We start from the raw sequence: 14,916 nt of genomic DNA on the forward strand, positions 1-14,916 counted from the left end.
TATTTTTATTTTTTAAACCAAAGATCATTCAAAAATCCTGAGAAGATTAAGAATGACAGCATAACAACATGGAAGGTAATAACCATACCCAGAGCTTGAGTCCATTTGTTATCCGGTAAAGGTGCTAAGCCTTTGGTCTTTCGTTCTTTATTGATGGTCTTTTTCTTGCGAATCCAAGCATCATTAATAATCAGACCAAAGCCATGGAAAACTCCATAAGCCACATAATACCAGGTTACACCATGCCAAAAGCCCATGATGGTCATGTTGATCAAATAAGCCACTCCCGAGGTAACGTTTCGGTTTTTAAAGACCTTATTGCGCATCAGGACCATGACTATTCGCATAAAGACGAAGTCACGGAACCAGAAGGACAGACTCATGTGCCAACGATTCCAAAATTCCTTTAAATCCCGAGAGAGAAAGGGTTTGTCAAAGTTAATCGGACTCTTAATCCCCATCAGATAGGAAATGGCCACCGCAAACATAGAATAGCCTGCAAAGTCGAAAAAGAGATCCAAACCAAAGACATACATAACACCCAGTGTTCCTAAGTTGAAGAAACCGCCTGTATAAAGTGCATAGGTCTTGACATGTCCCAAAAGCAAATGTCCAAAGATATGAGCCAGGACAAACTTATACAAGAAACCTAGCATGATATAGTGCACGGCTTTCTCAAGCATATTAAGAAGTTCTTCTCGATCAGGAATCTGAACATAATCTTCATTGAAACGTTTGAAGCGATCAATCGGCCCACTAGAGAAGGTGGGCATAAAGAGCATGAAGCGCAAAAACTCCCAAAGACTAAAGTCTGTCAGAGCCCCATCGCGTAGCTCCATCATCATACCAACAGATCGGAAGGTCAGATAGGAAATCCCCAGAAAACCTAGCAAGGACTGATGGTGATCTTGAATAGCTGGTGTGACTTTCACAATCGTTAAGGGCAAGATTGCCAAGAAAACGTGCAGATAGAAGACCCACTTATTATCCCATCTTTTGCGATAAAACTTGTAAAGAAAGAGCCAAAACGTCTGCCAAACTACGTAAAAGGTAAAGGCAAGAAACTGAGTCAGATCGGGTCCTACCAACATAAAGATGATGAAGGCTAGGCTGACCAAGACTTCATAAAGCGGAAATCTTTTTTTAAAGAAGAGCCCGATGAAGATAGGTAGAACTGCTAAGATAATATATACAAAATATTGGGGGTCGCCGTAAGGTTCTAGGTGAGGAAGTTGTTTTAAAATTTCCATCATCGGTTATTGACCTCGCTGATTAAGCCCTTGATATCGATCTTACCATTAGGTGTCAGAGGTAAAGATTCACGATAAAGGAATTTAGATGGCATCATATAAGACATCATGATATCTTCCAAGTCTTCCTTAATAGCTTTTGTAATATCAATCTCACGCTCAAACTGTTCTGCCACCCCATCTTTTAAGATAACATAGGCCAAAAGATTTTGTACCTTGTGGTCCTTGTTATAGCGAGGCACAGCCACTGCCGAATCAATGTATTTTGATTTATTAAGATTTTGTGAAACGTCCTCCAGCTCGATGCGGTAGCCATTAAATTTAATCTGGAAATCCATCCGTCCGCCGTAAAGCAAGAGTCCTTCATCAGTCATAGAACCCACATCTCCAGTATGATAAGCAGGCAAGCCCTCAAATTCAAAGAAAGCCTCTGCTGTTTTTTCTGGATTGTTCATATAACCCTTGGACACAGCTGGACCAGAAACGATAATTTCTCCTTGCTCACCATTCGGAAGCTTCTGGCCGTTTTCATCAATGATAAAGGTTGGAGAATCTTCCTTAGTATAGCCTATTGGCAGACGTTTCATGGTAGCTAGCATTTCATCTGTAACAGCCACAGCTGATAAAGCCACAGTCGCTTCTGTCGGTCCATAGGCATTGATGATACGAGCATTTGGGAAACGGTCACGCAGTTTTTGAGCTGTCTTGACTGTCAACTCTTCTCCATCAAAGTAGAAATGAGTCAGACCCGGCATCTTTTGGCTATTGAAATCATCTGAGAGCATGGCCATATCTGCAAAAGATGGTGTTGAGGTCCAGATAGCAATCGGCAAGCTCAAAATAGTTTCAAAGAGTTGCTTAAAGTCTTGCGTAATAGCACTTGGAAGTGCAAACAGCGTTCCTCCCAAAGCCAGAGTCGGTGCCCAATACATAACAGACAAATCAAACGAGTACGGAGGCTGAGCCAACATTTGCGGTTGCGCAGGCGTTGCGAACTCTTTATCCGTAATCATCCAGTTGGTAAAGCTCAGCAAATTGTCATGGGAAATTTGAACCCCTTTGGGTTTTCCTGTTGTTCCAGAGGTAAAGATAATGTAGTAATTATCATCTCCCTTGACAGAATGAGTGATTTCATAAGCTGCCTTTTGAGCAAAGCTTGCCTGTAATTCTGCTAAGCTCAGGCTTGGAACAGTTACTTCCATAGGAAAGTCTGCAATTGCAATGATCAAGCTTGGCTCAGCAACTTCTACAATTGCTGCCACGCGCTCCAAAGCTGAATGACTATCAATCGGAATATAAGCATGACCTGACTTGGTCAAGGCTACAAAGGTCGCAAGCATCTCGTACTCTTGGCCACCATAGACCACGACAGGAGATTTAGCAGGCAAACCAAGACTGTCAATCTTAGCAGCTAGCGAATCTGAATCAGCCTTCAAGTCAGCGTATGTATGAACCTCTCCCAATACATTGTATACAGGAAAGTCTGGTTGTGTCTGAGCATAGTGCTCAATTGTTTCAATCATATCGTTAATGGTCGTATTCGTCACGAAAGGATACCTCTTTTAATCTTAAAATTCATTGTAAATAAAGCCACCCTGGCCTTGACCCAGGTAACTAAAGAAATAGAGAAGTGCTAAAAAGATAACAAAATAAAGCAGGGTTCTCCACAAAAAAGTGTAAATTGTTTGATGTTTTTTCATTCGTCATTCCAAATCATTCAATAAATATACTCTATTTTACCATTTTATTCACTCAGTTTTCAATCCTAAATCTATTTTGTTTCTAAGTGAAAAAATTTATATATAAAATTTTTATATATTTTCTTGACAAGTCATTTTATTATGTATATAATTTATATATAAAATAATTATATATAAATATTTTTTATATTGATAAAGGAGGAAAAAATGTGTATTACTTCCCAACCTCATCAGCCCTAATTGAGTTTCTCATTTTGGCTCTCGTAGAAAAAGAAGATTCCTACGGTTATGAAATCAGCCAGACCATTAAATTGTTAGCCAATATCAAAGAGTCCACTCTTTACCCAATTCTGAAAAAATTAGAAAAGAATAGCTACCTAACCACCTACTCACAAGAGTTTCAAGGTCGTAAAAGAAAATATTATTCTCTCACAGGTTCGGGGCTCGACCAGCTCAACAAGCTCAGAGAAGAATGGAATCAGTATATTAGTACAATCAACAATATTATAGAAGGGAACATCCATCATGACAAGAACTGAATATCTCGCTCAGTTAGATAAATATCTGAAGAAACTCCCCAGACACGATTATCAAGAAGCTATGGACTACTTTGTTGAGTATTTTGATGAAGCAGGTCCTGAAAATGAATCCCAAGTCATAGCCGAACTCGGCAGTCCTCGTGAAGCCGCACATGAAATCATGGTCAACCTCTTAGATAAGATCATAGAAGAAGACGAGCCAAAGAATACTAAGAATGTTATCCAAATTGCTATCCTATCTATTCTAGCAGCACCTCTAGCTATTCCGCTGGCTCTGGTCGTCGCTATTTTAGTCTTTGTCTTCTTCTTCTTGATTGGAGTTTTTGCTTTTGTCCTAGCTATCGGCTCTTTCGCCTTTTTTGTCTTTGGTATCAGCTCGATCTGGGACAGCCTGACCATCTCACTAGGAGTTTCGATTCCTAGTTTCCTACTTACTATTGGAATCAGCCTTCTAGGTTTTGGACTATCCGCTTTCTGCGCTTTAGGTGTTTCACCGCTCATACAGTTCACCAAAAACAACTTTATCAAGCTAGCGAAACGACTTTCAAAGAAAGGAGCACGCCATGCCTAACTGGAAAAAAACATTACTAACTGTCGGAATCTCAGCATGTCTACTAGGAGGTGCTTTGATTGCTACAGGAACTGCAACTGGTGGCATAAACCACTTGTTGCAAGCCAATCATACCAAATACAGTAAAAAGACAGAGGACTTCTCCGATATTTCTGCTCTGGATATCGATCTCGGAAATCGAAACCTAGTCATTGAAGAATCAGAAGATGATAAAACACATTTGACCTATTATCAAGGCAAGGAAGCTTCTGAGCGAATTGTTACCTCAGCCAATCAAGGAACCTTAAAGATTCAGCAACCAAGGCCCCTGATAACTTTCGGCTGGAGCAGTGGCATCCGTTCTATCTTGAACTTTTTTGACAACGAAGGAGGGCGTTCAACGGTTACCCTCAGCCTACCTAAGGGAACAAAACTTTCAACCCTTAAAGGCAACAGCAGTCTAGGTGACGTTTCCCTATCTGGCTTGTCCGTTCAAAAATTAGACCTTAGTCTTTCAGCAGGCAGCCTAACCGTCAAAAACAGTACGATTTCCACGGGAGACTTATCGAATTCTCTTGGAGATGTCTCTTTATCTGATCTGACCATCCAAAAATTGGATCTTAAGCTCTCATCAGGCAGTGTGACTATCGATAACACTACTGTTGAAAAAGGGTATTTAGCAAGTTCTCTAGGGGATATCAACCTAAATAAAAGTAAGCTATCAGATAGCACAATTAAGCTTTCATCAGGTAGCATTAACTCTCAGCAACTCACTCTGTCAGGTGATATCAATATTGACAATAGCTTAGGTGATATTCAGCTAAACTTAGTCAAAGAAAGCCTTGAAACTCTTTCATTTGATATAGAAACAAGCATGGGTAGCATCACTGTCCCCCACAATTTTCAATCTATCACAGGTGAAAATGACGAGGTTGGTTCTAAACTGAAACGCCAACTGGATAAGAGTAGCGGAAAAGTTTTTGTAAGAGATAGCGCCGGAAGTATCGAGCTGTCTGTTGCTGAGTAAAATTATTTTAACACTTCCACCAAAAACTGCATCCGTCTGTGGATGGATATGAATACATAAAAAAATAGACCGGGATATCTATCCCTGCCTATTTTTTATTTAGCAATTGCATGATAAGTGGTTGTGCTGGTAAACTCCTGACCAGCCCTAACAATGACCTGGTCTTTCTGATGGCTATGTATAGCATCAGGAAGAGCCTGCATTTCAAGCGCTACTCCATTGTGCTGTTTCATTGTCTGACCAGCAAAACGAATTTCTTCATCAACACAATTTGCGGTATAGACTACCAAACATGGCGCCTCTGTCTTAAAGGTCAAGAAACGCCCGGATTCCTGATGATAGAGGAAGCCTGCCGTTTCATGTCCTGGCTTCAGTGCAAAAGGATGATCTAGGCCTGACACCAATCGAACCTGCTCATCCTTTTCAGCAAAGAGGTCCTTCAGGAGCATAGCTTGCTGCAGATGCTTTACAAAATCACTTGTTTCTACCTCTTTAGCTGGTACTCCATCCGCCGCAATTGGATAAACCCCCAAGCTATCTACCTGAAAGACATGGTCATCAATGGTCTGAGCAAAATCAGCTGAAAGATTAAAATAGCTATGGTTGGTTGGATTGATAAGGGTATCTCGGTCAGTTTGTACCTGATAAGAAATTTCCAGCTCCCCTTTTTCAGAAAGTGTATAAGAAATCCAAACCTTGAGATGACCTGGAAAACCTCCAGTCCCATCTGCTCTTTCTGTAAAAAGGACTAGGCCTTCGTCAGTGACTTCTTCCACTTGAAAAACAGCACTGTCCCAACCAGTCGATCCACTGTGATTGCAGTTTTGACCATTGTTGGCTTCCAGGTGATAGGTTTCTCCACCCAATTCAAAACTTGCCCCGGCAATTCGACCAGCTACAGGTCCAATACTGGCTCCATGTTTAGGGCTATTGCCAATATAATCTTCAAATTGATCAAATCCTAAAACAACATTAGCAAACTGGCCTTTTTTATCTGGTGTTTGGTATTCCAGGATCGTCGCTCCATAGTTCATAACACTGAGACGATAGCCCAGATCGTTTTCAAAGGTGAAGCGAAAAATGTTTTGCCCTTGAAACTCTCCAAATAGATCTTTTTGATACGATTTCATAATAACTCCTTGTGATGAAAATGTAAAAGAGGGAAATCAGAATCTTCTTTAGCAATTCCTATCCCATACTTCTTTTACTATAACACAGTACCCATCCTAAAAACACCTACTTATTAAAGAGTTTCTTCTACTTTATCAAACCAGCTGTGGGCACTTTTCGAAAGAATCTTGTTCGCTTAAATCCTATTGAGTAGAGCCAAGCACTACAACTAATCCTCTTTTTTCCTATTTAGCAAAAGGATGAATAACGACTCCCTGCACAACACGGTTAACTGTACCAGTTGGCGAAGGTGTATCTGGTCGATTTTTAACTTTCAAAGAAGTAAGCAAAGCAAAAAGCTGGCCATAAATGATATAAGGGAAGGTCCGATAGATATCATCCAGTAATTCACTTGCCATTTCTACTTCTTCTACTTTTGCCAATCCTTCTGCCTTGTCTGTCAGCAAAATAACCTTGCGGGCAATCTCATCTCCAGCAACTTCTCTGACTAAATCTAGATCGTATTGCTTGGTATATGGATCTGTCGATCCAAAGATCAGGACAATTGTCTGCTCATTGACCAAGGACTTTGGTCCATGTCGAAAGCCGACTGGACTTTCATACATTGTTGCCACTTGGCCGGCCGTCAATTCTAGAATCTTCAATTGAGCCTCATGGGCTAGACCAAAGAAGGGGCCTGCTCCCAGGTAGATAACGCGATTGAAGTCTAAGTTTACCAAATTTTGAATCTCATCTACTCGGTCTAAAGTTTGCTGGCTTAAAGCAATCAAAGACGCAACTTTTTCCTCTTTTACTGCAAGTTCGGATGTATCAAAGACCAGTAATGCCGTTAGCATCATAGAAGTGAAGCTCGATGTCATAGCAAAACCAGCATCATTAGATGGAGAAGGTTGGAGCAAAAGCAGGTTTCTCTCGTCCCCATGAGCCTGCTGGGCTAATTTCCCTTCTGCTGCACAGGTAATTGTTACCTGATAAAGCTCATCTACCAACTGTTTAGCTAAATCGACTGTTGCTACACTCTCAGGAGAATTACCACTACGGGCAAAGGAAACCAAGACTGTCGGAACATCCTTACGCAAATGAGTCAAAGGATTGGCTACAATATCCGTTGTCGCAACCGAGTTGAAATTCCATTTTCGCTCATCGTAAATACTTCTGAGATAGGGAATTAAAGTATCCCCAACGTAGGCAGAAGTACCCGCTCCAGTAAAGATAACCTTGACATAGTCATGCTTACCATCAATCGAGTCTATGAAAGCCTCAATTTCAGTTTGGTGAGCTCTATAAGCATCGAAGGCTGTCTGCCAAACTTGTGGTTGTTGGTGGATTTCGCGCGTGGTGATTTCAGCTCCTAAGTCTACTAATTGCTCTCTTGAATAATTAAGCATTTTCTTTTTTGTTTCCTTTCTATTTTATTCGAATGTTTTCAAACATTTATTCTTAAAAAAGAGGAGAGGAAAAGCTCCCTCTCCCCTCATTTGTAGTCTATAAAACCCTAAATAGTGACTGGTGTCTACAAGACTTTTTTCGACACCTGCCTACTCGTCTTCATCATCGTCAGCAAGTCCTGCTAAGAGGTCGTTGACTTTAACAATGCTTTCGGCAGCTTTTTCTTGATAGTTGCTGTCGGCGCCGATCAAGGAAGAATTGATAAACTCAATCACCATTGGTAAATTCATACCAGCATAGAGTTCAATTTCTTTACCTTCCATAATCAAGCGACTAACAACATTACATGGTGTGCCTCCTAAGAGATCTGCAAATACCAGATAGTCATCAAAATCTTTGATAGTATCTAAAAATTTTGCCAAAAAATCGTCTGGTCCTTCTTCTGGAAGCAAGGCAACACTATGGATGGACTCTTGTGGGCCCATTATCATCTCTGTACTGTGTTTTAACTCTTCACAGAAACGACCGTGGCTAATTAATACTAATTGCTTACTCATAAATTACTCCATTACGCCATTCCAAAGAAGAAATGACCGAATGCTGAGAAAGCAACTGCTGCAAGAATGATGAGCAAGATAGCTTTTGTAGAGTTCATACCCTTACGTCCAAGCAACCAGAAGATTACACCTGTGATGATAGCTGGAACCAAACGTGGGAAGATCAAGTTAAGCATGTCTTGGATATCGATAGCTTTGTCCCCGATGTGTGGCATCCATGATACATCGACATTGATCATAGACGCGATCAAGGCACCGACCATGAAGATACCAAGTACAGAAGCAGCTTCGATCAAAGCTGTCAAGGTACTTTGCATGTTGTTGATTAAGTTGGTACCTTCTTTATAAGCAAATTCCAACTGTTTCCAACGGAAGATATCATAGGCTACTGCTACCGCGATCCAAAGGAAAATACCCCATGGTTGACCTTGTGACGCGATTGTTGCTGCGATAGATCCCATAATAGCTGGAACCAAAGATCCAAAGATAGAGTCTCCAAGAGGGGCAAATGGTCCCATGAGACCTGTCTTGATCCCGTTAACTGCATCTTTAGAGTTGACACCGTCTTTTTCTTCCAAGGCCAAATCAAAACCAGTGATAATGGTGTGGAAGAATGGTGAAGTATTGAAGAATTGCGTATGCAATTTCATCATTTCTTTCAATTCGGGTGTGCCGTCTCCATACATTTTCCGCAATTGTGGAAGAAGCATGTAAAGGTAACCAGAAGCCTGCATCCGTTCGTAGTTCCAACCCAATTGGAAGGTGAAAAGGCTACGTTTGTTGATTTGTTTGAAATCCTCTTTAGTGAGTTTGTAATTAGAATTCGTCATCTTCAATTTCCCCGCTTTCTGATTCAGTTACTGGAGCAGCTACGACTGTACGTTGGCTGTTTTTGAAGTGTTGTACTGCAAGGAAGACACCGATAATGGCAATACCAATCATAGATACACTCTTGAAGTTGTTAACAAAAGTAATAGCTTGTTCTTTTGGAAGTTTAGAGAACACTTCAGAGCCAACAATGCTAGACACTGCAGTACCAAGGCTTTGAACGTTGCTGTAGAGCACTGTTAACATTGCTGTCAAGCCAAAACCAAGAGCAAGATAGTGAAGGTGACGTTTCACAGGCAAGTAGTGAAGCAAGATGGCGAATCCAAGACCTGGAAGCATACGTCCTGCAAGGGTCAAACCATTCGCAATCCATTTATATTGTTCAACAAAGTCTACAATAGATTGAACAAAAGCACCACCAAAAGCAAGAGCTAAGAAGACTGGAAGGGCACGAGAGAGAGCCCAAGGAAGAGCACCAAGGAGATAGTTGCGTTCAATTCCTTTATAGTCAAAGCGTTCGATTGCAGCATCAATACGGTGTGCAAAGGCAGTTGTACTCATCCGACCAAGGATATCCGCATAAGTCAAAAGACCTGCTACTGGAACGGCAATAGTTGAAATCGCAATTTCTGGTTTGATACCTTGTGCTACTGAGAAGGCAGTTGCAAGAACGGCACCAGAAGTCGCGTCAATACGAGAAGCTCCACCGAAAGTACCAACACCGAGTACCGTCAATTGAAGAGAAGCTCCGATAACGAGACCTGTCCCTAAATCTCCCATGACAAGTCCTGTAATGAAACCAGCAAAGACTGGTGAGCCTGCTGATGAAACGATCGTCAACTCATCGCAGATTTGATAAGCTGAGTACAGAGTGAGTAGTAAAATTTGCCACCATTGTATCATGACAAAGACCTCCTAAAAATTTTTCCTTATTTTAACAAATTCATAAAATCCGCAACCGGATCATTTGGAACCATCTGAGCTGTCAGCTTCACGCCTTTTTCATGCAGTTTGTGGAAAGCTTCCACATCCGCATCAACCACATTGATGGAGCGAGTGATTGGACGAGTTTCGTCTGACTGAGACATATTTCCGACATTAAGTGTTTCTAGTGGCACACCAGCCTCTACCAAACGAAGGAAACGGTCTGGTTTACGAGCAACGATAAAGAGTCGTTGTGAGTCATATTTTCCAGCCAAGATATTTTCTGCTGCTTTAGCGATTGGCAGAATGCTGAGCTTCACTCCTGGCGGTGTTGCCAACTTGAGCCCGCTCTTTTCAATATCATTTTGTGCCACTTCGTCATCAATTACCATGATGCGTGTCACATTAAGCTTAGTAGTCCAAAGATTGGCTACTTGTCCATGAATCAGACGTCCGTCGATTCGATTCCCTACGATTGTCATAAATTTTCCCCCTTTATATTTTTAAATGTAGGTTGGTTAACAAGATGAATAGAATCTTTAAATTCCCCTTCCGTCTCAAAAATAATGATACGGTTTGCTCCTTCCTTTAGAAGGCCATGAGGAATATAAAGAGATAAGGTTGGCCCGACATTCCAGAAACGCCCAATATTGACTCCATTGATAAAAGCGACGCCTTTCCCAAAGTCTGTCAAATCAAGATAGGTGTCTTTAAGCGCTTTCATTTCTAGGTTAAAATCAAAGGCATAGAAAGCTGGATGCCCCGGGTACCATTCTTTTGAAAAGTCAATCTTTTCAGGTTGATCTAAAGTAAGGCAGTAATGTTGCCAATCTAGCATGAAGTGTAAGTCCTTGCAGATCCCTGTTCGGATACCTTTTCTCTGAGTATCTGCCAAGAGTTTATGGCCGTAGTTGACTCGACCCATATTTTCTACGAGGATGTCAATACTATGCTTCGTTTTGACCTGTCTATCGACAAAGATATCTGCACCAATTTCAGTTTGATATTGGGTAGCAATATGTTCTTGGTCTACAAAAAGTTGCATCCGATCGCGACCGTCAATAATACGAATCTTTTCTTGATCTGCATCCCAGTCAGCTTCTGTATGATAGAGTAGATAACCGTAGTTCTGTCCTAGTTCCTCCATCTTTTTAGGATAGAGACTTTGAACAGGTTCTGCCAAATCCGCCCAAGTTTCAAACAAACTAACCTTGTCGCTCAAGGAAATATTTTTTTGTTCAAAGCTGCCTTTCACCAGAGGTTCCATTTGTGGGAATTCTGGGTAATAAGTCTTTAACATCTTTTGAACTGCAAAATACTTGGGTGTTGGATTTCCAGCTTCATTTAGCAAGGCATCGTAGTCATAGGAAGTGACTTGCGGGAGATCAATTGTTCCACGCGCTGAACAACCATTCATGAAACCAAAGTTGGTTCCCCCATGAAACATATAAAGATTGATCGAACCTTGCTTGAGAACCTCATGAACGGCTTCTGCTAATTCCTCAGGATCCCTTGTAATAATAGGTTCCTTCCAACGATTAAACCAGCCGTCCCAAAATTCCATACACATGAGTGGCCACTTCTTGTCATGCTCTTGGAAAAATTCTTTCATCGAAGCAAAATTTTCATCTGCTCGAGAACCAAAGTTTCCAGTAACCAACAAATCCTCATCAATCAGTGTACCTGCTTCTAAAGTTGCTCGCCAAGGGCCATCTGAGGTAAAGAGTGGACAGGTTACGCCTCGCTCTATCATTAGGTCTCTGACAGCTCTGAGATAAGCTTTATCCTCACCATAGGAACCATACTCATTCTCAACCTGCATCATGAGAATATTGCCACCCCGATCCAATAATCTAGGCGTTAAGCGAGGAAGCAGTTCATCGTAGTAAGCCGCTACAGCCTCAATAAATCTGGGATCAGATGAACGAATCCTCATGTCTTCTGTCAAGAGCCAAGCTGGTAAGCCACCAAACTCCCACTCTGCACAGATGAAAGGCGACGGTCGAACAATAGCGTAAAGTCCTAAGTCTTGAGCTATCTGCAAGAACCTTTCTAAGTCCAACTGTCCTTGAAAATTGAACCGTCCCTTCTCGGGCTCATGTACATTCCAAGGAACATAAGTCTCAACCGTATTAAATCCTAAAGCTTTTAAGTTGTAAAGCGAATGATGCCAGTCATCTGGATGCACTCGAAAGTAGTGGATTGCACCCGATAAAATCTTAAATGGCTTCTGATCTAGTAGAAAATTATCAGACACTTCAAATCTTTCCAAACGCCCACCCTCTTTCAAAGAAAACTCTTTCATTAATTAATATAATAATATTTTGAAAAAAAGTCAATAGTTTTGAACTATTTTTTAGAAAATATGGTAAAATTCTAGTAAGAGGGAATAGAAGTGAGGTGAAATAACAATGGCAATCCCTAAATACCAATACATAAAAGATGAACTAAAACAAAAAATCATTTCTGGTCAATTTGAAAATGGTGATAAGTTTTACACTGAGGCTGAATTGATACAGATGTATGATGTTAGTTCTATCACTGTCGTCAGAGCACTAAACGATCTTGCCAACGACGGATATATTATCCGCCAGCAAGGAAAAGGCACCTTCGTATCTAGAGCCCGTAAGCATAAACTAGTCGAATTTTCTGATGTAGAGGTTTTTCCATCCCAAAGTGACCATGTCACTGTCTTATCCATTGAGCGTGGAAACGATGGAGCCATTCTAGACAAACTCGGTCTAAAGAGCAACCAATTCTATTATAGGATCGAACGGGTCAGAGAAACCAATGGTGTGACCTATATCTATCAGCAATCCTATATCCCAGAACAATATGTAAATGCGAACTATCCAAACTTAGAGTACTATAGTTCTATTTATGGTCGCTTCAAAGCAGATTATCATATTCATATGAACGATGAACCCTTTGAAGAAATCAACGAAATTGTTTTCCCAACACCTAAGCATGTAGCTGAAAAACTAGGAATCGATCCTCAATTTCCTTCTGTACATCAAGTGAAAACTACTCAGCTTGAAAGTACTGGACAAATCCTGGAATATGTTGAGAGTTACAAACGCGGAGACTTTTATAAGATTAAGTTTATTGCCTCTGATAAAAGTCGTTAATAGTAGTAAAAAACGAACTCTATCAAGCATTTACACCCTTTTGTAAAAGCGCTTTCATTGATGTTTATATTATATCGTGTTTTACCTAAAATGAAAAGTTATTTTGTTAGATACCTTTAATTTGTTTGCTAAAATATATAATATGAACACTTATTTAAACAAAAAGCTACCGATTAACTGAATCGATAGCTTTTTTAGCTTTTGTTTTATGGAAAGTTTGTTGACTCACTTTCGTCAAACAAACAAATTTCCTACTTAACTAAGGCGTTTCTTCCTTTACCTAGAGTCTTTAAAAGGAAAAATATATAGAAAATGGACAGGTCTATTATCAATGTCTAAAATGTCTCACTCCAGTGAAGATCATGGTCAAACCATATTTGTCCGCAGCTTCGATAGACTCTTGGTCACGAACCGAGCCCCCAGGCTGGATGATAGCCTTGATACCCGCTTTGGCGATTTCTTCCACGTTATCGGCAAATGGGAAGAAGGCGTCGGAAGCAAGCACAGCACCATCAAGACGATCTTTAGCTTGATCAATGGCGATACGAACAGAGGCCACACGGTTAGTCTGACCCGGGCCAACACCAAGTGTCATGTGGTCGTTGGTCACGATGATACCGTTTGATTTCACATACTTGATTGCCTTCCAAGCAAACTCAAGAGCTGTCGCTTCTGTCTCAGTTGGTTGGCGCTTGGTCACCACTTGCCAGTCAGCTGGGCTCTCTTTGACCACGTCTTGATTTTGAACAAGGAGACCACCAACAACACCTGTGTATTCTGCCTCTACCTCACTAGCATCTTGAGCATCAAATGGCAAGGCGAGGATACGCAAGTTTTTCTTTTTGTTGGTCAAAATGGCTAGCGCTTCATCTGTATAGCTCGGTGCAATGATGATTTCAAGGAAGACACCATGCATCTTCTCAGCTGTCGCAGCATCCACCTCACGGTTAAGGACGACAATTCCACCAAAGATAGACACCGGGTCAGACTCATAAGCGTAATCCCAAGCAGTTTCGATGTCATCAGCTTGACCGATACCGCATGGGTTCATGTGTTTCAAAGCCACAACAGTTGGACGGCCTTTGAAGTCACGAATGATACGAATGGCCGCATCAGCGTCACGGATGTTATTGAAGGACAATTCTTTACCGTTGAGCTGTTTTGCTGAAGCAATCGAGTAGTCTGTCGGCAAGGCTTTTTGGTAGAAGTCCGCATCCTGTTGAGGGTTCTCACCGTAACGCATAGCTTGCTTGAGGTCATAAGTCAAGGTCAATTTTTCAGGCTTGCTTTCTCCGACTTGAGTAGTAAAATACTCTGCAATCAAGGCATCATAAGCCGCTGTGTGGCGGAAAACTTTTGCTGCTAAACGTTGGCGAGTTTCGTAAGTAGTTTCGCCATTGGCTGACAATTCTTCAAGAACTACAGCATAATCAGCAGGGTCTACCACAACTGTTACGCTGGCGTGGTTTTTAGCTGCTGAACGAAGCATAGATGGCCCGCCGATATCGATATTCTCCACCGCATCAGCGTATGTCACATCTGATTTGAGAATCGTTTCCTTGAATGGATAAAGGTTGACCACCACAAGGTCAATAAGCTCAATATTATTATCTTTAGCCGCCTCTAAATGGCTATCGAGATCACGACGAGCGAGGAGCCCACCGTGGATATTCGGGTGCAGGGTCTTGACACGACCATCCATCATTTCTGGGAAGCCAGTCACGTCGTCAATAGCAATGGTCTCTACCCCAGCACTATCGAGGGCAACCTTTGTTCCACCTGTCGAGATGATCTCCCAACCGAGTTTTTTGAGTTCTTGGGCAAATTCAACAATGCCTGCTTTGTCTGAGACGCTGATTAAGGCGCGTTTAGTCATTTTCTTTCCTTTCCTTG

General features: G+C 41.4%; 15 protein-coding genes. 4 read left to right on the forward strand and 11 right to left on the reverse strand.

The genetic code is table 11. The features are described from left to right. Positions 1 to 5: 5 nt before the first annotated feature. Genes dltB through HMPREF2780_RS06035 form a run of 3 tightly spaced genes read right to left on the reverse strand, consistent with a single transcriptional unit; the run spans position 6 to position 2,950 of the window. Positions 6 to 1,253 (reverse strand): D-alanyl-lipoteichoic acid biosynthesis protein DltB, encoded by a 1,248-nt coding sequence (gene dltB / locus HMPREF2780_RS06025; RefSeq protein ID WP_105026369.1) that lies wholly within the window; start codon positions 1,251 to 1,253, stop codon positions 6 to 8. Beyond that, positions 1,250 to 2,773 carry a D-alanine--poly(phosphoribitol) ligase subunit DltA gene (gene dltA, locus HMPREF2780_RS06030; RefSeq protein WP_414261551.1) on the reverse strand — a complete coding sequence of 508 codons (1,524 nt, stop codon included), beginning with the start codon at positions 2,771 to 2,773 and terminating at the stop codon, positions 1,250 to 1,252. The genes dltB and dltA overlap by 4 nt, the downstream gene beginning before the upstream one ends. 45 nt (positions 2,774 to 2,818) lie before the next feature. Then, positions 2,819 to 2,950: a teichoic acid D-Ala incorporation-associated protein DltX gene (locus HMPREF2780_RS06035; RefSeq protein ID WP_011999604.1), complete on the reverse strand. Its 132-nt coding sequence runs from the start codon at positions 2,948 to 2,950 to the stop codon at positions 2,819 to 2,821. Positions 2,951 to 3,159: 209 nt separating this feature from the next. On the opposite strand from HMPREF2780_RS06035, the gene HMPREF2780_RS06040 reads away from it, so the two are divergent. Genes HMPREF2780_RS06040 through HMPREF2780_RS06050 form a run of 3 tightly spaced genes read left to right on the forward strand, consistent with a single transcriptional unit; the run spans position 3,160 to position 5,066 of the window. Then, positions 3,160 to 3,489, forward strand: coding sequence for a PadR family transcriptional regulator (locus HMPREF2780_RS06040; RefSeq protein WP_061596338.1), 330 nt, complete (start codon positions 3,160 to 3,162; stop codon positions 3,487 to 3,489). Continuing rightward, positions 3,476 to 4,060, forward strand: a complete 585-nt coding sequence (locus HMPREF2780_RS06045; RefSeq protein WP_061596340.1) for a DUF1700 domain-containing protein — start codon at positions 3,476 to 3,478, stop codon at positions 4,058 to 4,060. The genes HMPREF2780_RS06040 and HMPREF2780_RS06045 overlap by 14 nt, the downstream gene beginning before the upstream one ends. Beyond that, positions 4,053 to 5,066, forward strand: coding sequence for a DUF4097 family beta strand repeat-containing protein (locus HMPREF2780_RS06050; protein WP_061596342.1), 1,014 nt, complete (start codon positions 4,053 to 4,055; stop codon positions 5,064 to 5,066). The genes HMPREF2780_RS06045 and HMPREF2780_RS06050 overlap by 8 nt, the downstream gene beginning before the upstream one ends. Before the next feature lie 95 nt (positions 5,067 to 5,161). Here HMPREF2780_RS06050 and HMPREF2780_RS06055 read toward each other — a convergent pair whose 3' ends face one another. From HMPREF2780_RS06055 to HMPREF2780_RS06085, 7 genes are all read right to left on the reverse strand, one after another. Beyond that, positions 5,162 to 6,196, reverse strand: coding sequence for an aldose epimerase family protein (locus HMPREF2780_RS06055; protein ID WP_105026370.1), 1,035 nt, complete (start codon positions 6,194 to 6,196; stop codon positions 5,162 to 5,164). Between the two features lie 225 nt (positions 6,197 to 6,421). After that, positions 6,422 to 7,585: an SIS domain-containing protein gene (locus HMPREF2780_RS06060; RefSeq protein WP_061596346.1), complete on the reverse strand. Its 1,164-nt coding sequence runs from the start codon at positions 7,583 to 7,585 to the stop codon at positions 6,422 to 6,424. Positions 7,586 to 7,735: 150 nt separating this feature from the next. Then, complete coding sequence (locus HMPREF2780_RS06065; protein ID WP_008808082.1) at positions 7,736 to 8,143, reverse strand: PTS sugar transporter subunit IIA; 408 nt, start codon at positions 8,141 to 8,143, stop codon at positions 7,736 to 7,738. An 11-nt stretch (positions 8,144 to 8,154) separates the two neighbouring features. Then, the gene (locus HMPREF2780_RS06070; RefSeq protein WP_105026371.1) at positions 8,155 to 8,973 is read right to left on the reverse strand and encodes a PTS system mannose/fructose/sorbose family transporter subunit IID; all 819 of its coding nucleotides are present in this window, start codon (positions 8,971 to 8,973) and stop codon (positions 8,155 to 8,157) included. Beyond that, positions 8,960 to 9,874, reverse strand: coding sequence for a PTS mannose/fructose/sorbose/N-acetylgalactosamine transporter subunit IIC (locus HMPREF2780_RS06075; protein WP_105026372.1), 915 nt, complete (start codon positions 9,872 to 9,874; stop codon positions 8,960 to 8,962). The genes HMPREF2780_RS06070 and HMPREF2780_RS06075 overlap by 14 nt, the downstream gene beginning before the upstream one ends. A gap of 26 nt (positions 9,875 to 9,900) precedes the next feature. Beyond that, the gene (locus HMPREF2780_RS06080; RefSeq protein WP_008808079.1) at positions 9,901 to 10,377 is read right to left on the reverse strand and encodes a PTS sugar transporter subunit IIB; all 477 of its coding nucleotides are present in this window, start codon (positions 10,375 to 10,377) and stop codon (positions 9,901 to 9,903) included. Beyond that, the gene (locus HMPREF2780_RS06085) at positions 10,374 to 12,200 is read right to left on the reverse strand and encodes a glycoside hydrolase family 35 protein (RefSeq protein WP_199774047.1); all 1,827 of its coding nucleotides are present in this window, start codon (positions 12,198 to 12,200) and stop codon (positions 10,374 to 10,376) included. Before HMPREF2780_RS06085 ends, HMPREF2780_RS06080 begins: the two co-directional genes overlap by 4 nt. 106 nt (positions 12,201 to 12,306) lie before the next feature. On the opposite strand from HMPREF2780_RS06085, the gene HMPREF2780_RS06090 reads away from it, so the two are divergent. Further along, positions 12,307 to 13,023, forward strand: a complete 717-nt coding sequence (locus tag HMPREF2780_RS06090) for a GntR family transcriptional regulator (RefSeq protein ID WP_008808077.1) — start codon at positions 12,307 to 12,309, stop codon at positions 13,021 to 13,023. Positions 13,024 to 13,351: 328 nt separating this feature from the next. On the opposite strand, the gene purH is transcribed toward HMPREF2780_RS06090, so the two are convergent. Then, positions 13,352 to 14,899 carry a bifunctional phosphoribosylaminoimidazolecarboxamide formyltransferase/IMP cyclohydrolase gene (gene purH, locus HMPREF2780_RS06095; protein WP_061596348.1) on the reverse strand — a complete coding sequence of 516 codons (1,548 nt, stop codon included), beginning with the start codon at positions 14,897 to 14,899 and terminating at the stop codon, positions 13,352 to 13,354. Positions 14,900 to 14,916 lie beyond the last annotated feature (17 nt).

The organism is Streptococcus sp. HMSC062B01 (assembly GCF_001811085.1).
Taxonomy (GTDB): domain Bacteria; phylum Bacillota; class Bacilli; order Lactobacillales; family Streptococcaceae; genus Streptococcus; species Streptococcus gordonii.